The following is a 22,312-nucleotide window of genomic DNA, read 5'->3' as shown; positions in this document are numbered from 1 at the left end:
AAAGATGTTCTGCTTCCGTACCCCCAGGCTTTTATGGGGTTTGCTGTGGCTGGAAGGCCAGCGTCACTGAAACCAGCGCCAGGAGCGGCGGAAGGGCGAAACACCAGATGCCCACGAGGACATAAGCCAGTGCTGCCAGTCCACAGCCGAGCGCGAAGGAGGCGACGGCTAGCGCCATCTTCGAGAGCCGGGCTTTTACCGGTGCAGCAGCGTCAACGGGCGTTCCCTGCGCCAGATCGGCGAGATCGATCATCATCTGCGTCGTCGTGCCGGTCATCAGGGTTGTCGGCGGCGCGCTGGCAAGATGGATGCGGTGCACGGCATTCTGAATGGCCATGGCGACCACCAGCAGCATGCCTGTTGCCACCAGCGGCAGGCCGTCCGGATTGGCGAATGGACCAAGACGGATCGCCATAACAGCGGCGGCGGTCAGGAACAGGAGCTTCAGGATCAGCATCAGCCGCAGGCTGCGGTCGTCCATCGTGGCTGTCAGACGCGTCACATAGCGCAGTAGAAAGATCGTCAGGCAGAAGACCGGCAGCGCCAGAAGCTTGGCGATGATGCCTGAAGTGCCAAAGGTGAGGGCCGCGCCAAGTGTCACGAAGTTGCCGGTGACGTGGGCGGTGAACAATCCGCCGAGCGCCAGGAAGCCGGCGGTATCGACATAGCCGCCGGTGAAACTCAGCAGGAAGGGAAGGGCGCGGCGCATGGTTCTGCCTTATTCTGTGAAGGAGTGTCGCCGGTTTTATTGCGCTTTTCTGGTGCCGCTAAAGAAGTGAACGGTAAAATTCCCTCAATAATCGCTCATTCTCAAGCAAAAGTGACTTGCGCCGCCTCTTTCCGGACCTCGTCCAGATTACAATTCTGTAATGACGGACGGATACGCTTGAAGCCGGTTTGTAAAGGGGTGATATTGCCGCAGACAGGCGGGAATCTTGCCCCATACGCCTCTTTCGACCGACCCTGGTCCAACCTCGAGTCCCTCTGGAGACGTGAATGGCTTTCTGGAAGCAGTTTATTCTTTCTATTATCGTGATTGCGGCCGGTTTTGCCGGATGGATATTTCTTGTGCCGGGTTCGGCTGACAGTTTGAGAAATGCTGGGGTTCCCGAAAGTCTGGTTTCAAAGATTTCCTCTTCGGAGAAAACCGCCGAGGCAGCAGCGCCAGCGGCCGGCGAGGGCCAAAGCCGCGGTGAGGGCGGCAACCGGCGCAATGGCGGCGGACGAAACGGCGCAGTGCTGGTGGTGACCCAGGCCGTGGTGCAGGGTGTCGTCAACGACCGGCTGAGCGCCATCGGCACCGGCGATGCGATCCGCTCCGTTGCGGTGACACCGCAGGCGACGGGCACGTTACGCGAAATCCACATCAAGTCCGGCGACAAGGTGAAGGCCGGTCAGGTTCTGGCGACGCTCGACAGCGAAGAGCAGGTGATCGCCAAGGGCCAGGCCGAAGTGGCGCTGAAGGCAGCGCTTGAGAAGTCCAATCTCTACCACAATATCAAATCCAGCGTTTCGCGCATGGATGTGTTCGATGCGGAGATCGCCGAGCAGGGCGCGCGTCTACAGCTGCAGGCCGCCGATCTCAACCTGACACGCCGCAATATCGTCGCACCGATCGACGGCATCGTCGGTATTGTGCCGGTCAATATCGGCGACAACGTCACGACAAGCACGCCGATCGTGACGCTCGACGACCGCAGCGAGATTCTCGTCGATTTCTGGGTGCCGGAGCGGTTCGCCAACACGGTGTCCGTCGGCCAGCCGGTCGATGCGACGTCGGTTGCGCGTCCGGGGCAAGTTTTCTCGGGCGCAGTCGAAGCGGTCGACAACCGTATCGATGCCGCCAGCCGCACACTGCGGATCCGGGCGCGTATCGACAACACGTCAGACGAGCTTCGCGCCGGCATGTCCTTCAATGTCGGCATGAAGTTTGCGGGCGACAAATATCCGGCGGTCGATCCGCTGTCGGTCCAGTGGGATTCGCAAGGCTCCTTCGTCTGGCAGGTTGCCGATGGCAAGTCGCACAAGGTGCGCGTCAGCATCGTCCAGCGCAATCCGGACTTCGTTCTTGTCAAGGCCGATATCAAGGATGGCGACGCGATCGTCACCCAGGGCCTGCAGCGTGTGCGTGAGGGCGGGGCGGTGCGCGTCAGCAATGAGGTTGCCTCCAGCAACGGAGTGGCAACCCAATGAGCGTAACCGAGATTCCCGAGCGCGCCTCCGGCAAGCAGAGTTTCACTGCGCTCTTCGTGCGCCGGCCGATCCTGGCGCTGGTCTTCAATACGCTGATGGTCGTCGCAGGCCTTGCCGCCTATGTCGGCGTCGAGGTGCGCGAACTGCCTGACGTCGATCGTCCAGTCGTCACCGTGCGCACGACATTCGACGGCGCCTCGCCGCAGACCATCGATCAGGAGCTGACGAAGGTGATCGAGGGCGCGGTCGCCCGCGTCAGCGGCCTCAAGTCGATCTCCTCGCAGTCGCAGTTCGGCCAGAGCCGGGTGACGCTGGAATTCTCCGATTCCATCGATCTGGCAGTTGCCGCCAATGACGTGCGTGACGCGATCGGCCGCATCACCCAGAACCTGCCCGATGACGCGGATGCGCCGCAGATCGTCAAGGCGGATTCGGATTCGCAGGCGATCATGCGCCTCGCGGTGACATCCAGCACGCTCAACATGGACGACCTGACGCTGCTCGTCGAAAACGAGATCGTCGACCGGCTCGCCTCCGTCGACGGCGTTGCCGATGTCGAGGAATATGGCGACCAGGAAAAGGTGTTCCGTGTCGATGTCGATCAGAGTGCGCTGGCAAGCCGCGGCCTGACGGTCGGCGATCTCACGCAGGCGCTCGCCAACTCGGCTCTCGACGTGCCCGCCGGCTCGCTGAAAAGCACAACCCAGGATATCGTCGTGCGAGCCACGGCCAATCTGCAGACGCCGGAGGATTTCCAGAACGTCATCCTGCAGGATCGCGTCCGCCTCGGCGATGTCGCCACCGTCACGCTCGGGCCGCGCGACGGCGAAACGGCGCTGCGCTCCAATGGCAATCCGGGCATCGGCCTCGGCATCATCCGCCAGGCGCAGTCGAATACGCTGAATATCTCGACCGGCATCCATGCCGCCGTCGAGCAGCTGTCGAAGACGCTGCCGGAGGGGACCAAGATCGCGATCACCAGCGACGATGCCGTGTTCATCGACGGCGCGATCCATGAGGTCGAGCTGGCGCTGATTCTGGCTGCCGTCATCGTCACCGCCGTCATCTATCTCTTCCTGCGCGACTGGCGGGCAACGCTGATCCCGGCGGTCAGCATGCCGGTGGCGCTGATCGGCACGCTGGCGGCAATCTATATGGTCGGCTTCTCGATCAACATCTTGACGCTGCTGGCGATCGTGCTGGCGACCGGCCTCGTCGTGGACGATGCGATCGTCGTACTCGAAAACATCGTTCGGCGGCGCTCCGAGGGCATGGGGCCGCGTGCTGCGGCCGTTCTCGGCACCCGCGAAGTGTTCTTCGCAGTTATCGCGACAACCGCAACGCTGGCGGCCGTCTTCATTCCGCTGTCGTTCCTGCCGGGGCAGGTGGGCGGTCTGTTCCGGGAGTTCGGCTTCGTGCTCGCCTTCTCGGTCGGCCTTTCATCGCTGGTGGCGCTGACGCTGTGCCCGATGCTGGCGTCGCGGATGCTGACCAAGCCGATGAAAGAAGATCATGGCCTGCTCGGCCGCTTCGGAACGCTGTTTGCCGACACCTATAAGTGGGGTCTGCAGCGCTGCCTGAATGCGCCTTTCGTCGTCATCGTCGCTTCGCTGCTGTTCGGCTGCGCGGCGCTGATCGCCTTTTCGACGGTCAAGAGCGAGCTGACGCCGAACGAAGACCGCGCCATGGTGATGATGCGGCTGACGGCGCCGCAGGGCTCCAGCCTCGAATATACGCGCGACAAGATGCAGCGCGTCGAGGAATATCTGCAGCCGCTGGTCGATAGCGGTGACATCCGCAACGTCTTCTCGATTTCGGGTCAGGGCGGCCAGGCCAATAGCGGCTTCATGGTGCTGACCTTGGCTCCCTGGGGCGAGCGCGCGCGGACACAGGCGGAGATCGTTCAGGATATCAACCAGGCGGCATCGCGCGTTCCGGCGCTGCGCGGCAACGCGATCTCGTCGAACAGCCTGCGCATCCGCGGGGCCGGCAACGGGTTACAGCTGGCGCTGATCGGCAACAATTACGACGATCTCACCGCTTCAGCGCTGAAGCTCGTTCAGGCACTCGATGCCACCGGCCAGTATGACACGCCGCGCCTGACCAACGAGCCATCACAGGCGCAGGTTTCCGTGGCGATCGACCGCGAGCGGGCCTCCGATCTCGGCATCGATATCACGGGTCTTTCGACGGCGATCCAGTCACTGCTGGAGGGGCGTTCGGTGGTCGATGTGTTCGTTGATGGTGAGTCCTATCCGGTGCTTCTGACCTCGACGACACGGCCGATCGATGATCCTACCGATCTGGAAAACGTCTTTCTGAAAACCGGGGACGGCAAGATCGTGCCGATGTCGGTGATCGCCTCGCTGAAGGAAGGCTCGGTCGCCCCGCAGCTGAACCGCGAATCGCAGCTGGCCTCGGTGGCGATCACCGCGGGTCTGAAGGATGGCATGTCGCTCGGCGATGCCGTCAAGCAGGTCACCGAGATTGCAACGCCGCTGCTGCCGCCGGGTGCCCGGCTGCTGCCGCTGGCGGAAGCGGCGACGCTGGAGGAAAATTCCAGCGGCATGGCGCTGACCTTCGGCTTCGCGATCGTCATCATCTTCCTGGTGCTGGCGGCGCAGTTCGAAAGCGTGCTGTCGTCGCTGATCATCATGTCGACGGTGCCGCTCGGTCTTGCCTGCGCCGTCTTCGCGCTGATCATCACCGGGTCGAGTCTGAACATCTACAGCCAGATTGGCCTGGTGCTGCTCGTCGGCGTCATGGCTAAGAACGGTATCCTGATCGTCGAGTTCGCCAACCAGCTGCGCGATCATGGTGTGGCGGTGCGCGAGGCGATCGAGCGGGCCTGCGAGCTTCGTCTACGCCCCGTGATGATGACGATGATCGCGACCATTCTTGGAGGCGTTCCGCTGGTCTTTGCGCATGGTGCCGGTGCCGAAGCCCGCGTCGCGCTTGGCTGGGTGATCGTCGGCGGGCTGGGTTTCGCAACGCTGGTGACGCTGTTCATCACCCCCGTCGCTTACCTTCTGATCGCCCGTTTCGCCAAGCCGCATGCGCATGAAGAGGCCCGGCTGCACGAGGAAATGTCGGATGCGGCGCGCCCGAAACCGGTGCCGGATCCGCAGCAGCTCCAGGCCGCCGAGTAGCGCATTGCGGCTCTATTTCGAGAAGGTGCCGCGGCTCGTCCGCGGCACCTTTTTATAGTCAACGAGCAATTGCAAAACAGCGTGAATCAATTGCGAATGTTAGCCGTTTTTTAAGTATAAGCGGCAATGATCGCCTCGTGACCGATCAATGCCTCCAGCGTTTTTGGAGGTGCATTTTCCGCTGATTTTCAGCGCCCGAACATGACGTTTCGCGGACCCGGTCATGTCAGTTAGTTGCGTATAGTTGTGTTCGGAGTTCTAGTTCTGTGAGTATCTTTCAACGCACATCGGTTGATGCGGCGCTTCATATCCTGCGCGATACCAACCGCAATTTGACCACGACACAAAATCATGTTTCCTCGGGCCTTCGCGTCGAAAAGGCGAAGGACAACGGTGCCTATTGGGCGATCGCCACGACCGTCCGCACCGACAACAAGGCGAACGGCGCGATCCAGGACGCGCTGGGCATGGCGGCGGCCACCATGGGTGTTGCGTATACCGCGGTTTCCAGCGCCATCGAGATCGTCTCCACGATCAAATCGAAGCTGGTTGCGGCCACCGAGAACGGTGTCGACAAGACCAAGATCAACGATGAGATTACCCAGCTGAAGGCGCAGCTGCGCTCGGTGTCTGAAGCTGCGAGCTTCAACGGCGACAACTGGGTGGTGCTGACCGACGAAGACGATCCGACGAAGCCGAAGGAAATCCCGGCGGCGTTCATTCGGGGCGATGATGGCTCGGTCAAGGTCTCGACGCTCACCTATCACATCGATATGCCGTCCACTGGTGTGACGACCTCTCAGGACGCCCGCTATATGGTCGACGACCGCGCTGGCGGCACCGGTGAATATGGGGCGCTGACCACGGATCATTTTGCGACCGAGCTTGGTGCCGCGAAGAATTACGTGATGATGTTCAGCAAAGAGGGAAATACGGCCGGTCAGGTCGAGGTCGGACTCGACGCCAATAGCTCGGCTGACGACATCAAGGATATGATCGGCGTGACCGATGCGGCGCTGAAGCAGATGACGACCGTTGGCTCGTCATTCGGGGCGCTCGAAAAGCGCATCGACCTGCAGAACGATTTCGCCAAGTCGCTGACCGATTCCTACACGTCCGGCATCGGACGCCTCGTGGACGCCAATATGGAAGAGGAGAGCGGCCGGCTGGCCGCCCTGCAGACGCAGAAGCAGCTCGGTCTGCAGGCTTTGCAGATCGCCAATGCGAGCTACAACACGATCACCCAGCTCTTCCAGGGCATCTGAGTTCTATAAGCTGAAATCGAATCGCCCGGGCCATCCCGGGCGATTTGCGTTAGGCCACTTCGTAAAACTGGTGATATCCGGGCACAGTTGGCAGTCCTGCGTGTGCATTTCCAGAATTTTGGGCTATCGGATGATCGCATTCATCTTGTTGCCGCATTCCTTAATATTTGCTCGGGTCAGCTTCGAACGGAGAGCCTTCTGCCCATGATCAAGAAATTCCTTCTTCTGGCGCTTGCCGCCAGCTATCTGAGCGCCTGCACCACGACCGACCCCTATACGGGCGAGCAGAAGATGTCGAACACCGCTGGTGGTGCGATGCTGGGCGCCGTTGGCGGCGCGCTGGCAGGGGCAGCGCTCGGCGGACGCGGCCATGGTGCGCGCAACGCGGCACTGATCGGGGCCGGCGTCGGTGCGCTTGCCGGTGGCGCGATCGGCAACTACATGGACCAGCAGGAAGCCGAGCTTCGCCAGCAGCTTGAAGGCACGGGAATCTCGGTGACCCGCAACGGCGACAGCATCATCCTCAACATGCCGTCGAACATCACTTTCGACGTCGATCAGGATGCGGTGAAGCCGGGCTTCTATCAGACGCTGAATTCGGTCGCGATCGTGCTGCGCAAGTTCAACCGCACGCTCATCGACGTCAACGGCCACACGGATTCGACCGGCAGCCTGCAGCATAACCAGGATCTGTCGCAGCGCCGCGCCTTGTCGGTTGCTGATTATCTCGGCGGCCAGGGCATCGATCAGCGGCGCGTTTCGGCCGTGGGCTTAGGTCCGTCTCAGCCTGTCGCATCGAACGCGACGGAAGCGGGCCGTGCGCAGAACCGCCGCGTCGAAATCCAGATCGCTCCGGTTACCCAGGGCTGATTTCGTCTTTCTCGATTGCAGACGGCCGGGTCATCGCCCGGCCGTTTTCGTTCAGGCATGCATGGATGCGCCCTTGGTGATCTTGTCGACAATCTTCTTGTCGGCGCGCAGCGCGATGCCGACGACCTTGGCGTCATCGGGCGCGAATTCTGCAAAGACGGCGCGGTTGGCAGCATCGTGGCCGGTGGCAAACATTTCCTCGATGAAAATCGACGTCGCAACGCCGCGCTCAAGAGATCGCCGGTGAACGGCTGATATCGTCGCGTCGTCGGCCGAGAGCACGATGATCGGCTGTATGGAAAGCGGGTTGTAGAGATTTCCGGCGCGGTCCCTGTAAGCTTCGCCGAGGATCTCCGGATGCCGGCCGGCGATGCCGCTCATCAGGAAGGCTGTGACATTCAGCGTCTGCCAGGATGCAAGATTGTTTCGCAGGACGATCGCAATTTTGGTATCAAACATGTTCCAGTCTTTCAGATGCGTTTCGAGGTAGCCTTGAGCGAAGATGTAAATTCAACGGTCTTTGCAGGTCTTGAACATTTGTGCGCCCCTCTTGCGGGCGACGGGATCCTGACAGCGCCGGCATTTCCGGGGATCGAGCGCATCGAGGCGCAGTTTTCAGGCAATGCCTTCGAGCCGCACCGGCACGATACCTATGCGATCGGCGTGACGCTGAAGGGTGTGCAGACCTTCAGCTATCGTGGCGAGAGGCGTTTCAGCATGCCGGGGCAGGTGATCGTGCTGCATCCGGACGAGGAACATGACGGCGGTGCGGGAACCGAGGATGGGCTGCAATACCGCATGCTCTATATCGAGCCGGCGCTGGTCGCCGACTGTCTGGAAATGGAGAAGGTGGGCCTGCCATTTGTCGATGAGCCTGTTTTCGGCGATGCGGCGATGGCTGGCGTGCTGCTCGGCGCGCTTGCCGATCTCGATGGTGAGCTGGACGGATTGTTCGTCGACGATTTTCTGACCGACGTTGCGGGAGGCCTGCTGCGGCACGCTGGTGCATCGATCCGCCCGATCGGCAAGATCGCCTGGCGGCAGGCGCGGCGGGCACGGGACTATCTCGAGGCGCATGCGACACGCGCCGTTCATTCCAGCGAACTGGAGACGGTGACCGGCCTCGACCGGTTCACGCTGTCCCGGCATTTCCGTGCCGCCTTCGCCACCAGTCCGCACCGCTATCTGCTGATGCGGCGGCTGCAGCAGGCAAAGGCATTGATCATTGCAGGCGAGAAGCTGCCGGAGGTCGCCTTTGCGACCGGCTTTGCCGACCAGAGCCATCTCAACCGGCATTTCAAGAAGGCCTATGGGATGACGCCGGGGCAGTGGGCCTCGCTCAGACGCGGCTCATCGCCAGTCCGCTCTTTCGCGCAATGAAGCGGGCGAGCATCGGGCCGGTCAACAGGATCACCAGGAAACGCCCGACCTGCATCGCCATGACGAAGGGCACGTCGACATCGCTCGATGCAGCGATGATGGCGACGGAATCCGCGCCTCCGGGACTGGTCGCCAGATAGGCGGTGAGGGGATCGACGCCGGCGAGCTTGTGAAGCGCGAAGGCCATCAATCCGCAGATCGACATCAGCGTCAGGATCGAGGCGGCCACGCGCGGCAGGGCGCGGGCGGCATGGGCGATGATCGAAGGCGTGAAGCGCAGGCCGATGCTCCAGCCGATCAGGGCGTAGCTGATGGCGAGCAGCCAGAGCGGCAGCTCGATGATCAGCAGGCCGAGGCCCTGCAGCGTCGCCCCCGCGATCAGCGGCAGGATGATCGTGCCGCCCTGAATGCGGAAGCGGGCGGCGGCATAGGTGCAGAGGCAGGTCAGCGCCATTGTTGCGGCAAAAGCCGGCCAGTCGATCGGCGGGAAGAAAATCAGCGGCGGCGGCTCAGTGCCTTCCGCACTTGCCCAGAGTGTCGAGACCACCGAGGCGGCGACGGCAACGAAGACGACGCGCAGATATTGCATGAAGGCGACGAGGCGGGCATCGGCGCCATAGGCTTCGGACATGATGGTCATCGCCGAGGCGGCACCGGGCGACGAGCCCCAAACGGCGGTCGTTCCTGGCAGGACCTGCCATTTTGTCAGGACATAGCCGAGCAGACCCGCGGCAGCGATGATCGAGAAGATCATCGACAGGAAGAGCAGGGCGTCGTCGGCCATTGTCTGGATGATATCGACGGTGATGGCGCGGGCCATCAGGAAGCCCACGAGTGCCTGGCCGAAGAGCAGCGGCCAGCGCGGCACGCGGAGCTGCGATTTCGAGGCGGTCAACGCGAGAACGATCGCGGCGACCATCGGTCCGATCAGCAGCGATGCCGGCAGGCCGAGCATTTCCAGCCCGAGAACCAGAAGCGTCGAAAACGCCAGCAGGATCGCCCAGCGGGGCAGGCTCGCTCTCGAAGGCAGGACGCTGGCAAGGGCTTTGAAAGGCATCGACGCGATCTTGTTGGCCGATCTGATTTACCGCGCAGGGCGATCGAAGGCGGGGATCGGCATGACTTCTCAGACCGGCGGGGGATGCCGGGGCGCAGTGCCGGTATATTTGTCAGCGCGCGTCAGGGTCAACTGCAAAATCTGGCATTGCGCGCCACCATCACCGGTGGCACGCGATACGTGTGAGACGAGCGGCGTGTCCGTTCACTTATGAACGCATTTCTTGCTGATGTTGTTGTTTCTTTTCGCTTTGGTGAACTTTGCGATCATCCCGGCGGGGCAGGTCTTGTCGTCGAACAGCACCGGCTCTCCCGGCGTCATCGTCGCCGCCGTCGGCTTTGTCGTCACCGTCTTGGTCTCGGCGCTTGCCGGCGATGTCAGCATCGCAAGGACCGCTCCTGTCGACGACAGAACGGTCATTCCTCTCATTTTCGGGTTGGCCTTGGCTTGCATCTCGATGTCCCTCCGTTGCCGGGAAGAACACAACTATGCTTTGCGGCCTCTGCCAATTCGCCTTTTAGAGCTAGCTGTGAGGGGGCTCATAGCTTGGCGTGGGTAGCCAGAAAATCGAGGAGGGCGCGAACGCGGGCGGGAAGCGGGCCGCCCTGGCCGATATAGACGGCATAGAAATCCTCGATATCGCCGGGATTGAAGGCTTCCATGACGACGGTAAGTCTCCCTGCGGCAATGTCCTGCCGTAGCGTGAAGGCCGCGAGCCGGGCCATGCCTGCGCCGGCGAGCGCCATATGGCGCATTGCTTCGCCGTCGCTGACCTGCACGCCGGGCGTTACCGGCACGTTGACCGTCTGGCCATCGCTGATGAGCGGCCAGCCCTGAATGGCGCGCGAATAGGAAAAGCCGACGCGGCAGTGCTTTTCGAGATCAGCGATGGATTTCGGCTCGCCATGCCGGGCAAGATAGTCCGGCGAGGCGACAATGAAATTGCGCGTGCTGCCAAGCTTGCGGGCGACGAGGCTGGAGCTCTTCATTGGACCGGCGCGGATCGCGACGTCGGCGCGTTCTTCCATCAGATCGACGACGCGGTCGGTCTGGGTGATGTCGAGGGTGATGCCGGGATGCAGCGCCATGAACTGCGGCACCAGCGGCGCAAGGATATGATTGCCGAACGAGCCGCTGGTATTGATGCGGATTGGGCCAGTCGCCTGCTCGCCAGCCGAGGCATAGCGCTCGGCCTCGGCGATATCGGCGAGGATGGTGACGCTGCGCTGGTAGAAGGCGGTTCCCTCGGGCGTCAGTTGCAGCTTGCGGGTCGAGCGGTTGATGAGGCGTGTGCCGAGCCGCGCTTCGAGGCGGGTCATCAGTTTGCTGACGGCGGACGGCGTCATGCGGCAGGCCGCGGCGGCCGCAGAGAATCCACCGAGTTCGACGGCCCGGACGAAGACTTCCATTTCGCCCGAGCGGTTGATGTCCTGTCTGCTCATGATGAATTTAAGTCATAGATGAGTTTCTTTGCGGCAATCTATATCGCGGTATTCGCAGTGTCTATCTCTGCTGGAGCAACAGGAGAAAGACCATGGAATACAGAAATCTCGGCAGATCCGGCCTGCGCGTTCCGGTGCTCAGCTTCGGTGCCGGCACCTTCGGCGGATCCGGGCCGCTGTTTGGCGCCTGGGGCAATACCGATGCCACCGAGGCAAGGCGGCTGGTGGATATCTGCCTCGAGGCCGGCGTCAATCTGTTCGACACCGCCGATGTCTATTCGGCTGGCGCTTCGGAAGAGGTGCTGGGGCAGGCGATCCGCGGCAAGCGCGATCAGGTGCTGATCTCAACCAAGACCGGGCTGCCCACCGGCGACGGACCGGCAGACTGGGGGACTTCGCGGTCGCGTCTGATCCGCTCTGTCGACGACGCGCTCCGCCGTCTTGGCACTGACTATATCGATCTGCTGCAACTGCACGCCTTCGATGCTTCGACGCCGGTAGAGGAAGTTCTGGCAGCGCTCGATGGTCTCGTCGCGGCCGGAAAGCTGCGTTACACAGGTGTCTCGAACTTTGCCGGCTGGGAGCTGATGAAATCGCTCGCCGCCGCTGACGCCAACGGCCATCCGCGCTATGTCGCGCACCAGGTCTATTACTCGCTGGCAGGCCGCGACTATGAATGGGAACTGATGCCGCTCGGTGCCGACCAGGGCGTCGGCGCGCTGGTCTGGAGCCCGCTTGCCTGGGGCCGTCTGACCGGCAAGATCCGTCGCGGCCAGCCGCTGCCTGAAGGCAGCCGCCTGCATCAGACGGCGGAATTCGGCCCGCCGGTTGACGACGAGAAGCTCTACAACATTGTCGATGTGCTCGAAGCGATCGCAGCGGAAACCGGCCGCACGGTGCCGCAGATCGCCATCAACTGGCTGACCAGCCGTCCGACCGTCTCAAGCGTCATCATCGGCGCCCGCAACGAAGCCCAGCTTCGCCAGAACCTCGAAGCCGTCGGTTGGTCATTGACCAAGGAGCAGATCGGCAGGCTGGACAGCGTCAGCGCGCAGACGGCGCCTTATCCCTACTTCCCTTACCGTAGGCAGGAAGGCTTTGCCCGGCTCAATCCGCCGATCGTCTGACCGTTGATAGCAGGGGCGGCCTCATGCAAAAGGCCGCCCCTTCATCATCCTGATCACGGTCAATCTTGACTGGACATGTCTTCCCAGTTGTCTCATACCAGCCTGCCTGTCGATGGTGGAATGTATTGGAGATCAACGGGATGGCTCTCAAGGACGCGAAATCCGGATTGCGCAACGAGGCGGGGATCGCCGCCGTTCTCGGCATCCTCAAACAGAGCTTCGGCGAGCGCTTCCAGACCGGCGAATCCTTTCGCGCCCAGCACGCCCACACGACCACCTATATTCCGGCGCAGCTGCCTGATGGCGTTCTCTTTGCCGAGACCGCCGATGATGTGAAAGCCGCCGTCAGGGTTTGCGCGGAGCACAAAGTACCTCTGATCGGCTTCGGCACCGGCTCGTCGCTGGAGGGGCAGGTGAACGCGCCGAATGGCGGCATCTCGATCGATTTCAGCCGGATGAACCGTGTTCTCGAAGTCAATGCCGAGGATCTCGACTGCACCGTCGAGCCTGGTATCACCCGCGAAGAACTCAACGTCTATCTGCGCGATACAGGCCTGTTCTTTCCGATCGATCCGGGTGCCAATGCCTCGATCGGCGGCATGGCCTCGACGCGCGCCTCAGGCACCAACGCCGTGCGCTACGGAACGATGAAGGACAACGTGCTGTCGGTGACCGCCGTCACCGCGAATGGCGAGGAAGTCCGCACCGCGCGCCGCGCGCGCAAGTCTTCGGCGGGATACGACATGACGCGGCTCTTTGTCGGTTCCGAGGGTACGCTCGGCATCCTGACATCCGTGACGCTCAGGCTGCAGGGCATTCCGCAGAAGATCGGCGGCGGCGTCTGCGCCTTCCCGACGATCAAGGCGGCCTGTGACGCTGTCATCATGACCATCCAGATGGGCATTCCGGTCGCCCGCATCGAGCTTCTCGATGCGCTGCAGATCAAGTGCTGCAACGCCTATTCGAACCTCGACTATGAGGAAACGCCGACGCTGTTTCTCGAATTTCACGGTACCGACGAGACCGTCGCGCTGCAATCGCAGCAGTTTGCCGAAATCGCTACCGAATGCGGCGGCGGCGAGTTTCTCTGGACCGTTAATGCCGAGGAGCGCGCCAAGCTCTGGAAGGCCCGCCATAACGCCTACTGGGCTTCGCGGGCGCTGGCGCCCGAGCTTGCCGCACTTTCGACGGATGTTTGTGTTCCTATCTCACGGCTGGCGGATTGCATCACCGAGACGCAGGCAGATATCGAAGCGAACGGATTGCTGGCGATGATCGTCGGGCATGCCGGCGACGGGAATTTTCATGTGCTTGTGCTTTTCGACGACAAGACCAGCGAGGGCATTTCGGCCGTCGAGAATTTCGTGGCGCGATTGAACGCCCGGGCGCTCGAAATGGATGGAACATGCACCGGTGAACACGGGATCGGGCAGGGGAAGATGTCATTTCTGGAACAGGAACTCGGCGGCACCGTCGATCTGATGCGGCAGGTCAAGCGCTCGCTCGATCCGGACAATATCTTCAACCCCGGCAAGATTTTCCATCTCGGCTGAAAACGGAACAATCTCATGATCTTCGGTCTTGCTACCGGCATGAATAACAGTAGTGTCGGCAACAGAATTCCGAATGGAGAATCCTTGATTTGATAGGCCGGTTCCTCGTCTTTCTAGGGGGAGTGATCGTCGTAGTGCTCGTTGTGGCGCTATTCGCACCGCTATTCATCGACTGGACCGATTTCCGCAAGAATTTCGAGGATCAGGCAAGCCGCATCATCGGCAAGAAAGTCACCGTGCATGGCACCGTCGATGCGCGGCTTCTGCCGTTTCCATCAGTGACGCTGCATGACGTGCGCGTCGGCCAAGAGCCCGATGGGCAGCCGATCGTGCAGGTCGAGCAGTTTTCGATGGATGCCGAGCTGGCGCCTTTCCTGTCGGGCGAAGCGCTGATCTTCGACATGCGGGTGGTCAATCCGAAGGTTCGCCTGCGGCTACAGAAAGACGGGACGCTGGACTGGACGCGCGGCAGCCAGTCTGAGATCCCGGCCAAGACCGTCGTACTCGAAAATGTGCATGTCAGCGGCGGCGACGTGCAGTTCATCGACGATCAGTCCGGCCGCTCTCGCCATATTACCGGCCTCAATGCCGAGATGTCGGCGAAATCGCTTGCCGGTCCCTGGCGGATCGACGGTGATGCGACGCTTGATGGTGAGCATGGCAGTTTCGCGATCGCCAGTGGTCAGCCGGATGAAAACGGCGCGCTGAAGGTCCGCACCCGGCTGGTTCCGGATCAGCATCCCGTCAGCATCGATCTCGATGGTGAGTTGAAGCTCGTCGATCGCAAGCCGAATTATCAAGGCACGATGTCGGCGGCGATCGAGAACCGCGGGCAGGCGAAGAGCGACAAGACTGCACCGCCCCCTCGCGTCAAGGGTCGCTTCGAACTGACCAACGAGCGCATCCGCGTGCCTGATTACCGGCTGGAAATCGGCTCGCCCGACGATCCCTATGTGATAACAGGCGAAGCGACACTCGATACCGGCAGCGCGCCGGAATTCCTGCTGATCGCCAATGGCCAGCAGATCGATGTCAACAGGATCGGCAATCAGGGCGCCGGCGGCAAGACGGCGCGCGATCCTGGCCTGTCAGCCCGCCAGCGTCTCAATTCGCTTATCAATATCGTTGCCCAGGTCCCGATCCCGCAGGTGCCCGGTAAGGCGAGCGTCCGGCTACCGGCGATCGTTGCCGGCGATACGACGATCCGCGACGTGCAGCTCGATCTGCAACCGGCCGGCGACGGCTGGACGATCGACGATGCTGTCGGAACGCTGCCCGGCCGCACGCAGGTGGAAGGCACGGGGCGCCTCGCACTGCGCGGTCAGCCGTCCTTCAACGGGCATGTGACAGTGGCATCCAACCAGCCGAGCGGGCTTGCATCATGGCTCGCCGGTTCCGTCGATCCGTCGATCCGTCAGCTGCGGCAGGCTGGCTTCTCGGCGGATGTCAGTCTGACCCACCATAGGCAGGCTTTTGACAATCTGGAGATCGCCGTTGGTCCGGCAACGCTGAAGGGCAGGCTGGAGCGGCTGGCACCGAAGGACCAGACGCCGTCGCTGAACGTGGCGCTCGGCGGCGATGCGCTCGATCTCGATGCGCTGCGGGCGCTGACCGGGCTGTTCACCGGCCAGGACGCCGGTGACAACGTGCTCGATCACAAGATCACCGCGCAGCTGAAGGCCGACAAGTTTACCGCTTTTGGCGTCGAGGCTGCCAATGTCGAGACCAATTTCACGATTGCCGACGGCGCACTGGCGATCGAAAAGCTGGCGGTGAAGAATTTTGCCGGTGCGGAATTGACTGCTACCGGCCGCGCCGAAGGCTCACTGCTCGACTACAAGGGCTCCGGCGAGATCACCTTCAAATCGGCTGACCCCGGCCCGTTCTTCACCATGCTGAAGGAGCATCTGCCTGGTCATCCCGTGATGGACCGGCTGGTGCGCAATGCCGCCTGGTACACCAACACGGCGCTTCGCGGAGCGCTGACGCTCGGCGGCGATCAGGGCGACGGGCTGACGCTGACGCTCGCCGGCGTTTCGAATGGCAGCCGGGTCAATCTTGATTACCGGATGTCCGATCTTCTGGCGCTGACGGGCAAGGGGACGACCAGCCTGGAAGGGACGCTTGAGAATGCGACCACGGCCGTGCTCTTCGGCCAGGCCGGGCTCGACCCGCTGCCTGTCGAGGCCGATGCCAATGGCAGGCTGTCGCTGAAGGTTCAAGTTACCGACTCGGATCCCGCCGATGCATCGCTGGCCTTTGCGACCGACCGGACGTCGTTCACCGCCAGCGGCAAGGTCGATGTCCGCCCGGAAAACTTCATGAACGGCCAGATCGGCATATCGCTTGAGAGCGCCGATCTCGACCCATACCTGATTATGAACGGTATTGCGTTGCCGCAGCTCGGAACCGGCCTGCCGTTCGGGCTGCAGACGACGGCGACCATCGATGGCGGAAAGATCGTCTTTGCCGATCTGAAGGGCCACGCCGCCGACAACAAGTTTTCCGGCGGGCTGACCGTTGACCGCAAGGCTGACAAGACCACGGCGACGGGTGACCTGGCGCTCGACCGAGCCGATGCGATCTGGCTTGGCGAGACCGTCTACGGGCCGATGACCGATGCTGCGACCGGCAATCTGACGACGCAGGGGCTCGGACAGCCGGTGTTCAAGGACACCGACGTCAATCTGAAGTTCTCGGCGAAACAGTTCTGGCCGGGCTGGTCCGGCGCGATCAACGATTTTTCGAGCACCATTGCCTACAAGGGCGACGAGCTGCAGCTGAACGGCATGCAGGGCAACTGGGACGGCGGCAAGCTTTCCGGCAATATGCTCTTCACCAATGCCGACGGAACCGGGTTCTTCCAGACCAAGCTGGCGCTTGCCGATGCCGATCTCGGCGGAGTGATATGGGCTCGCGATGGAACGCCTGTTGCCAGCGGCAAGTTCGGCCTGTCGATGAGCTCGGAAGCCTCGGGCAAGACGATGACGGAGCTTGCGAGTTCGCTGACCGGCTCGGGCGAACTTCGGCTGGGCGACACGAGCGTGCGCGGCCTGAACCTCGCGATCCTTGCGCCGCTGCTGTCGGCCACCGATCCGATGAAGGACCAGCTGAACGCCGGCAAGGTGCATCCGATCGTCGAAACGCTGCTGAACAACGGCGAGGCAAAGCTGCCGCCGCTGGGCATTCCCTTCAACATTACCGACGGCGTGTTGCGCGTGCAGAACGTCACCGTCGCCAATGATCTTGCCAAGGTCACCGGCAATGCGCAGATCGATCTGCCGCAGGAGCGGGTGAACGCCTCGCTCGATATCGGCCTCAACCCCGGCAACGAGGCGCTGTCCGGTGCCGACCCGGCATTGCGGCTTGATTTCTCCGGCCTTCTGGCATCGCCCGGCCGGACGATGGATGTCACCGACATCACCGGTTACCTGTCGCTGCGGGCTTTTGAGCGCGAACGACGCCGCGTCGAACGGCTGCAGGCCAACGTACTTGAAAAGCAGCGGCTGCGCCGCGAAGTGGCCCTCTACAAGTTCAACGACGCCGAGCGTGCCAGGGCAGCGGCGATCGAGGCTGAGCGCAAGGCAGAGGAAGACCGCCTGAGAGCGCTTGCGGAGGAGGCTGCCCGGCAGAAGGCGGAAGCCGATGCAAGAGCCAAGGCAGAAGCTGACGCCAAGGCAAAGGCCGAAGCGGATGCGAAAGCCGCTGCAGACGCCAAGGCGGCCGCTGCCGCGGAAGCGCAGCGCCGTGCCGAAGGGCAACTGGTCGATCCAGCACCGGCCGCCAGCGGCAACAAGCTGAATTTCGACACGCTGCCGGGCGTGCCGGTGCAGCAATGATCAGAGCGGATCGGGATTACCGTTCCACGCGGATGCCTAAATTCGCTCTCACCGGTCTTCACAGGATGCTGATAGGTTGATACGCACCGGGGAAACTCGCGCGATGACTTATGGAGCAGGAATGACAGGCGTCTTGGATGGCAGCAATGGCGTGAAGCAGGTCATCTGCATCAGTTGGGGCACGATGTTCGGCCCGGCCTATATCAACCGTCTCTATGCGATGGTTGCGCGCAACATCACGCCGCCCTTTACCTTCACCTGCTTCACGGATAGCCGCGAGGGACTGCATCCCGATATCCTCTGCGAGGATCTGCCGCCGCTCAACATCCCGAGCCTGCCGGTCAATACGCCCGGGATATGGAACAAGTCGCGCCTCTGGGGACCGACGCTCGGGAACTTGAAAGGCAGCGTCCTCTTCCTGGATCTCGATCTGGTGATTGTCGGCTCGCTCGATGCCTTCTTCGAAGTCGGAGGCCCAGATGACGTGGTCATGACCCGAAATCAGACGACCCCGTTCGAGAGACTTGGCCAAACGTCGCTTTTCCGGTTTCCTGTCGGCAAGCTGGTTTCTCTGCAGGACAAGTTTTTTGCCAATCCGCAAAAGATCGCCGACGAATATCGTTTCGAGCAGCGGTTCGTTACCAAGAACGTGCCGGGAGGCCCGAAGTTCTTCCCGCGCAGCTGGGTGCTGCATTTCCGGCAGGACTGCCGGTGGCCGACACCGCTCAATTATTTCTTCGGCCCCCGGCTGCCATCTGGAGCCAAAGTGGTGATCTTCCCGCGTGGGCTGCGGCCTGAACACGCGATAGCCGGGCAGTACCGGGACGGCGCTGCCGACAATGCGCGCGAGCACCTTTCACGGATCGTCAACAGAACGTCTCGCGGCGGCGAGAGCGTATTCTCCCACCTCCGGCACTTCATACGCCCTACGCCGTGGGTGAAGAAGCATTGGCGGGAGTAGCTTCTCCTTTTCAGCGATGCTGCTGGCTGGAAGGATGTGCCCTTCGCACAAACGGCCAAGTTTTATGTGCCTGCAGATTGCATAAGATGGACTTGGATGGTTACCGCTAACCTAGCCATCAAGGGGTCGTTGCCGGGCGCCCACGGGTGCGGCAACGACCTCGCCAAATCTACCGCGCCTTTAGCCAGGCCAGGACATGCAGGCGCAATGCCGAGGAGAGGTTGCTCTCGGAATCGCGGCCGTCGTCAATTTCGGAGATCAGGGCGGCAAGCGGTATTGAGCGGGCCGCGGCGATCATTCTCAATTCAGACCAGAATTCGTCTTCCAGCGAGAAGCTGGTGCGGTGGCCATGAAGCGTTGCGGAATGCTTGCGGATCATCGTCCGGTTTCGGTGCTTGCTTGAGAGATTGATTCAAGAGACCAGGATAAATGGCTGGCGTGAGACGGCTTTTCAGCGCTCTTCGCCGCCGTCCTTTTCGATCCGGCCGTCACTATGCGTCTTTTCGGCTTTGTCGTTCAGCGCCTTCGTCAGCTGCTTCTCAGCCTTGGTTCGGCCGAAGCTGATGCGGTTCTGCTCGGCCTGCCTGTCTTTTTCGGAACGGGCCTGCGTCTTCTTGAACTGGCGGAGATTGACGATTTCGGCGCTCACGGCGTGCCTCCATCTGCAAGGAAATGGGCCGGAATGAAAAAGGGAAGCGATTGCTTCCCTTCGGATTACTGCTTCTTGCGGAATGCGTCGAGCGATACGACGGAACCGGGCTTCTTTTCCTCGCCGCCTTCGGCAGGGGCTGCAGCCGGGGTTTCCTCGCTCTTTTCGGCCGCAACCGGATAGGCGGTGATCTCGGCTTCCGGCAGTTCCTCGCCATCGGCCAGCGGCACGTCGAATTCCAGCTCGAAATTCACCGAAGGATCGTAGAAGCCGCGGATGGCATTGAACGGGATAACCAGCTTTTCCGGAACGTCGGAGAAAGACAGGCCGATCTCGAACAGCGATTCGGTGATCTTCAGGTCCCAGAACTGGTGCTGGATGACGATGGTCATCTGTTCCGGATATTTGCTCTTCAGGTGCTGCGAAATGCGAACGCCGGGAGCGCCGGTCAGGAAGGTGATGAAAAAGTGATGGTCGCCGGGGAGGCGGCCCGTCGTTCCGACTTCAGACAGAACCTTACGGATGACGCCACGAAGCGCGTCCTGTGCCAGAATGTCGTAGCGGATGTGGTCCTGCCCCATGCTTTTCCTGTCTTTCGTTGGTTCGGGAGTCTTTTCTCAGGGATATATGCCATGTCTGGCCGCCCTGCGAAAGTCTCGCTCCGAGTCATGCTTGATGAGAAGCATACATGATTTCAATAGCAGGGAGAAGGTGAAGGCTTCTGTTGCCAGGTGCCTTCGGACCCCGCCTCAAGGGGCTAACCTAGAGGACTTGGAGCGGAATTCCCGCACCGCCGTTAGGCAGCGAGAGCGTATTCCTTAGCGTTGTTGTCGTTTGCAACTACACTTGTGACCCGATAACGGCGGTATCATGCCGAGCAAAAAGACGATCTTTACACCCTTGTCGATCCTATTTCGCCCCCATCAAAAGCAGTCGCCAACCGGCTGTTTTTGGTGGAGGCGCCGGGTACCGCCCCCGGGTCCAATAGGTTTATTACACCGCTCATTTATCGCCATATCCGGTCCGAAGACCGGCAAGGGTTGATATAGTGTTTTCCTGACAGCATGGGAAGAGGCTTCGTCACAGAACCATCGCAGACGGTGCGGAAATGGCTGGATAATTCAGCGGCGGCGGTTGGTTTCACGCCCGGAAGAGCTTAAATATTGGCGGAAACGGAGTCGCCGGCGGCCATGAAGCAATATCTCGATCTTTTGACCCATGTGATGGACAAGGGCACCGACAGGGGCGACCGGACCGGTACCGGCACGCGCTCCGTCTTCGGATATCAGATGCGCTTCGATCTCGACGACGGCTTTCCTGTCCTGACCACCAAGAAACTGCATCTGCGCTCGATCATCCACGAACTTCTGTGGTTCCTGAAGGGCGAAACGAATATCCGCTACCTCAAGGAAAACGGCGTCTCGATCTGGGACGAATGGGCCGATGAGAACGGTGACCTCGGGCCTGTCTATGGCGCCCAGTGGCGCTCCTGGCCGGCGCCCGACGGCGGTCATATCGATCAGATCGTCAATCTGGTGAACGGCATCATCAAGAACCCGAATTCGCGCCGGCATATCGTTTCGGCCTGGAACCCGGCCGAGGTCGACAACATGGCGCTGCCGCCGTGCCACTGCCTGTTCCAGTTTTACGTCGCCGACGGCAAGCTTTCCTGCCAGCTCTATCAACGCTCCGCGGACGTCTTCCTCGGGGTGCTGAGATTTTCCGCGATAGCGCCCCCTGGAGTGAGTGTAAGTCACTGTTATCACTGAAGCGCAGGCCCCATACTAGGAATAGCGCTATTACGAGTGAGTGACTTTACTCGTCGAAATTTCCCACCTTGACACCGAGCCGCGGATCGCTCCCAATCTACGCGGAAGATCGGAGACCCATATGCGAGTGCACCCAGAACAACAGTATCTTGGAATCATGTCCGACCTCCTCGATCACGGCGATCGACGGATGGACCGGACCGGCGAGGGCACCGTGTCGCTGTTCGGACGGCAAATGCGCTTCGATTTATCTGATGGTAGTATTCCGATCTTCACCACCAAAAAAGTGTTTTGGAAGACGTCGGTGAAGGAGATGCTTTGGTTCCTTAAAGGCGAGACGAACATCGTCGGTCTTCTAAAAGAAAATGTACGAATTTGGACTGATTGGCCATTGGCAAAGTACCGTAATCAAACAGGCGATCAGATATCTCAGGCCGATTTTGAGAATCGCATCTTGTCCGACGTGGCATTCGCGGAAAGATGGGGCGACCTTGGCCCGGTTTATGGGAAGCAGTGGCGACGGTGGAAGGATGCTAAAGGTCGCGAGCATGATCAGATTGCGACCGTAATCCAGACGCTAAAGAACAATCCAACGAGCCGCCGCATCCTGTTTCATGCTTGGAACGTCGGCGAATTGGAATCTATGGCCCTGCATCCGTGTCATATGACTTATCAGTTTCACGTGGCTTGGCCGAACGGACCCGCTGAAAAGCCGCGGCTATCCATGATGGTCCATCAAAGGTCCTGTGACATCTTCTTGGGCGCACCGTTCAACATTTGCCAACAGGCAGCGTTGTTGGCCATGATCGCACAGCAGGTGGACATGGATCGTGGGGAGCTGGTTTGGATTGGGGGCGACACCCACCTCTATCTCAACCACCTAGAGCAGGCGAGAGAGCAGCTTTCCAGAGAACCGTTCCAATTTGCGAAGCTGCAGCTCCGTCGGAGATCATCCATCGATGACTATGTTATCGAAGACTTTGTTGTTTCCGACTACAAGTCGCACGAACGGATCGAAGCACCCGTAGCGGTTTAGATCGTTCCATACCCCATCTATG

18 protein-coding genes, 1 other RNA gene and 1 pseudogene are annotated in these 22,312 nt (G+C 61.2%); 11 read left to right on the top strand and 9 right to left on the bottom strand.

Annotation, left to right across the window (positions count from 1 at the left end; genetic code table 11):
* Positions 1-31: 31 nt before the first annotated feature.
* Positions 32-709, bottom strand: a complete 678-nt coding sequence (locus AC1DIJ_RS05940) for a DUF1275 family protein (protein WP_112387014.1) — start codon at positions 707-709, stop codon at positions 32-34.
* A gap of 287 nt (positions 710-996) precedes the next feature.
* Here AC1DIJ_RS05940 and AC1DIJ_RS05935 point away from each other — a divergent pair, with 287 nt between their 5' ends.
* From AC1DIJ_RS05935 to AC1DIJ_RS05920, 4 genes are all read left to right on the top strand, one after another.
* On the top strand, positions 997-2,193 hold the full coding sequence (locus AC1DIJ_RS05935) for an efflux RND transporter periplasmic adaptor subunit (protein WP_112387015.1): 1,197 nt from the start codon (positions 997-999) through the stop codon (positions 2,191-2,193).
* A complete protein-coding gene (locus AC1DIJ_RS05930; protein WP_112387016.1) occupies positions 2,190-5,342 on the top strand; it encodes an efflux RND transporter permease subunit in 3,153 nt (1,050 codons plus the stop codon). The genes AC1DIJ_RS05935 and AC1DIJ_RS05930 overlap by 4 nt, the downstream gene beginning before the upstream one ends.
* A 266-nt stretch (positions 5,343-5,608) precedes the next feature.
* The gene (locus AC1DIJ_RS05925) at positions 5,609-6,607 is read left to right on the top strand and encodes a flagellin N-terminal helical domain-containing protein (RefSeq protein ID WP_112387017.1); all 999 of its coding nucleotides are present in this window, start codon (positions 5,609-5,611) and stop codon (positions 6,605-6,607) included.
* A 204-nt stretch (positions 6,608-6,811) separates the two neighbouring features.
* Positions 6,812-7,477 carry a YiaD family glycine zipper/OmpA-like lipoprotein gene (locus tag AC1DIJ_RS05920; RefSeq protein ID WP_112387018.1) on the top strand — a complete coding sequence of 222 codons (666 nt, stop codon included), beginning with the start codon at positions 6,812-6,814 and terminating at the stop codon, positions 7,475-7,477.
* Between the two features lie 51 nt (positions 7,478-7,528).
* Here AC1DIJ_RS05920 and AC1DIJ_RS05915 read toward each other — a convergent pair whose 3' ends face one another.
* The gene (locus AC1DIJ_RS05915) at positions 7,529-7,936 is read right to left on the bottom strand and encodes a DUF2000 family protein (protein WP_112387019.1); all 408 of its coding nucleotides are present in this window, start codon (positions 7,934-7,936) and stop codon (positions 7,529-7,531) included.
* 15 nt (positions 7,937-7,951) lie between these two features.
* Between AC1DIJ_RS05915 and AC1DIJ_RS05910 the strand changes: the two genes are divergently transcribed.
* Positions 7,952-8,857 (top strand): AraC family transcriptional regulator, encoded by a 906-nt coding sequence (locus tag AC1DIJ_RS05910; protein ID WP_477831349.1) that lies wholly within the window; start codon positions 7,952-7,954, stop codon positions 8,855-8,857.
* On the opposite strand, the gene AC1DIJ_RS05905 is transcribed toward AC1DIJ_RS05910, so the two are convergent.
* From AC1DIJ_RS05905 to AC1DIJ_RS05895, 3 genes are all read right to left on the bottom strand, one after another.
* The gene (locus tag AC1DIJ_RS05905) at positions 8,817-9,914 is read right to left on the bottom strand and encodes an AbrB family transcriptional regulator (RefSeq protein WP_112387020.1); all 1,098 of its coding nucleotides are present in this window, start codon (positions 9,912-9,914) and stop codon (positions 8,817-8,819) included. The two genes, AC1DIJ_RS05910 and AC1DIJ_RS05905, sit on opposite strands and share 41 nt — an antisense overlap.
* A 204-nt stretch (positions 9,915-10,118) precedes the next feature.
* Positions 10,119-10,367, bottom strand: a complete 249-nt coding sequence (locus AC1DIJ_RS05900; protein WP_477831348.1) for a DUF6719 family protein — start codon at positions 10,365-10,367, stop codon at positions 10,119-10,121.
* Positions 10,368-10,453: 86 nt separating this feature from the next.
* Complete coding sequence (locus AC1DIJ_RS05895; protein ID WP_112387021.1) at positions 10,454-11,356, bottom strand: LysR family transcriptional regulator; 903 nt, start codon at positions 11,354-11,356, stop codon at positions 10,454-10,456.
* Positions 11,357-11,448: 92 nt separating this feature from the next.
* On the opposite strand from AC1DIJ_RS05895, the gene AC1DIJ_RS05890 reads away from it, so the two are divergent.
* The 4 genes from AC1DIJ_RS05890 (at position 11,449) to AC1DIJ_RS05875 (ending at position 18,836) form a co-directional block, all read left to right on the top strand.
* Positions 11,449-12,483 (top strand): aldo/keto reductase, encoded by a 1,035-nt coding sequence (locus AC1DIJ_RS05890; protein ID WP_112387022.1) that lies wholly within the window; start codon positions 11,449-11,451, stop codon positions 12,481-12,483.
* 140 nt (positions 12,484-12,623) lie between these two features.
* Positions 12,624-14,036 carry an FAD-linked oxidase C-terminal domain-containing protein gene (locus tag AC1DIJ_RS05885; protein WP_112387023.1) on the top strand — a complete coding sequence of 471 codons (1,413 nt, stop codon included), beginning with the start codon at positions 12,624-12,626 and terminating at the stop codon, positions 14,034-14,036.
* 89 nt (positions 14,037-14,125) lie between these two features.
* Complete coding sequence (locus tag AC1DIJ_RS05880; RefSeq protein WP_112387024.1) at positions 14,126-17,875, top strand: AsmA family protein; 3,750 nt, start codon at positions 14,126-14,128, stop codon at positions 17,873-17,875.
* A gap of 121 nt (positions 17,876-17,996) precedes the next feature.
* Entirely contained in the window at positions 17,997-18,836 is an 840-nt protein-coding gene (locus AC1DIJ_RS05875; protein ID WP_112387025.1) for a glycosyl transferase, read from the top strand.
* Positions 18,837-19,005: 169 nt separating this feature from the next.
* On the opposite strand, the gene AC1DIJ_RS05870 is transcribed toward AC1DIJ_RS05875, so the two are convergent.
* The 4 genes from AC1DIJ_RS05870 to ssrA form a co-directional block, all read right to left on the bottom strand.
* On the bottom strand, positions 19,006-19,215 hold the full coding sequence (locus AC1DIJ_RS05870) for a ribbon-helix-helix domain-containing protein (protein ID WP_112387026.1): 210 nt from the start codon (positions 19,213-19,215) through the stop codon (positions 19,006-19,008).
* A gap of 72 nt (positions 19,216-19,287) precedes the next feature.
* Positions 19,288-19,485 (bottom strand): DUF4169 family protein, encoded by a 198-nt coding sequence (locus AC1DIJ_RS05865; RefSeq protein ID WP_112387027.1) that lies wholly within the window; start codon positions 19,483-19,485, stop codon positions 19,288-19,290.
* 65 nt (positions 19,486-19,550) lie between these two features.
* The gene (locus tag AC1DIJ_RS05860; protein ID WP_112387028.1) at positions 19,551-20,066 is read right to left on the bottom strand and encodes an SspB family protein; all 516 of its coding nucleotides are present in this window, start codon (positions 20,064-20,066) and stop codon (positions 19,551-19,553) included.
* Between the two features lie 129 nt (positions 20,067-20,195).
* Positions 20,196-20,560, bottom strand: a transfer-messenger RNA (tmRNA) gene (ssrA, locus tag AC1DIJ_RS05855).
* A gap of 115 nt (positions 20,561-20,675) precedes the next feature.
* On the opposite strand from ssrA, the pseudogene AC1DIJ_RS05850 reads away from it, so the two are divergent.
* Together AC1DIJ_RS05850 and thyA are read left to right on the top strand one after the other, a co-directional pair.
* Positions 20,676-21,197 (top strand): annotated as a pseudogene (locus tag AC1DIJ_RS05850) (thymidylate synthase); the annotation flags it as partial.
* Positions 21,198-21,375: 178 nt separating this feature from the next.
* Complete coding sequence (gene thyA / locus AC1DIJ_RS05845) at positions 21,376-22,290, top strand: thymidylate synthase (protein WP_113236915.1); 915 nt, start codon at positions 21,376-21,378, stop codon at positions 22,288-22,290.
* The last annotated feature ends 22 nt before the right edge of the window (positions 22,291-22,312 follow it).

It is taken from the genome of Rhizobium sp. 10N427 (assembly GCF_056394605.1).
Note: the sequence above shows the minus strand (reverse complement) of the source record. Positions and strands in the feature narration are given on the sequence as shown.

Excerpts from the sequence above, each read along its gene's own strand:
- AC1DIJ_RS05940 (WP_112387014.1), bottom strand. The coding sequence starts at position 709 with ATGCGCCGCGCCCTTCCCTTCCTGCTGAGTTTCACCGGCGGCTATGTC.
- AC1DIJ_RS05935 (WP_112387015.1), top strand. The coding sequence starts at position 997 with ATGGCTTTCTGGAAGCAGTTTATTCTTTCTATTATCGTGATTGCGGCC.
- AC1DIJ_RS05930 (WP_112387016.1), top strand. The coding sequence starts at position 2,190 with ATGAGCGTAACCGAGATTCCCGAGCGCGCCTCCGGCAAGCAGAGTTTC.
- AC1DIJ_RS05920 (WP_112387018.1), top strand. The coding sequence starts at position 6,812 with ATGATCAAGAAATTCCTTCTTCTGGCGCTTGCCGCCAGCTATCTGAGC.
- AC1DIJ_RS05915 (WP_112387019.1), bottom strand. The coding sequence starts at position 7,936 with ATGTTTGATACCAAAATTGCGATCGTCCTGCGAAACAATCTTGCATCC.
- AC1DIJ_RS05910 (WP_477831349.1), top strand. The coding sequence starts at position 7,952 with ATGCGTTTCGAGGTAGCCTTGAGCGAAGATGTAAATTCAACGGTCTTT.
- AC1DIJ_RS05905 (WP_112387020.1), bottom strand. The coding sequence starts at position 9,914 with ATGCCTTTCAAAGCCCTTGCCAGCGTCCTGCCTTCGAGAGCGAGCCTG.
- AC1DIJ_RS05900 (WP_477831348.1), bottom strand. The coding sequence starts at position 10,367 with ATGCAAGCCAAGGCCAACCCGAAAATGAGAGGAATGACCGTTCTGTCG.
- AC1DIJ_RS05895 (WP_112387021.1), bottom strand. The coding sequence starts at position 11,356 with ATGAGCAGACAGGACATCAACCGCTCGGGCGAAATGGAAGTCTTCGTC.
- AC1DIJ_RS05890 (WP_112387022.1), top strand. The coding sequence starts at position 11,449 with ATGGAATACAGAAATCTCGGCAGATCCGGCCTGCGCGTTCCGGTGCTC.
- AC1DIJ_RS05885 (WP_112387023.1), top strand. The coding sequence starts at position 12,624 with ATGGCTCTCAAGGACGCGAAATCCGGATTGCGCAACGAGGCGGGGATC.
- AC1DIJ_RS05875 (WP_112387025.1), top strand. The coding sequence starts at position 17,997 with ATGACAGGCGTCTTGGATGGCAGCAATGGCGTGAAGCAGGTCATCTGC.
- AC1DIJ_RS05870 (WP_112387026.1), bottom strand. The coding sequence starts at position 19,215 with ATGATCCGCAAGCATTCCGCAACGCTTCATGGCCACCGCACCAGCTTC.
- AC1DIJ_RS05860 (WP_112387028.1), bottom strand. The coding sequence starts at position 20,066 with ATGGGGCAGGACCACATCCGCTACGACATTCTGGCACAGGACGCGCTT.
- thyA (WP_113236915.1), top strand. The coding sequence starts at position 21,376 with ATGCGAGTGCACCCAGAACAACAGTATCTTGGAATCATGTCCGACCTC.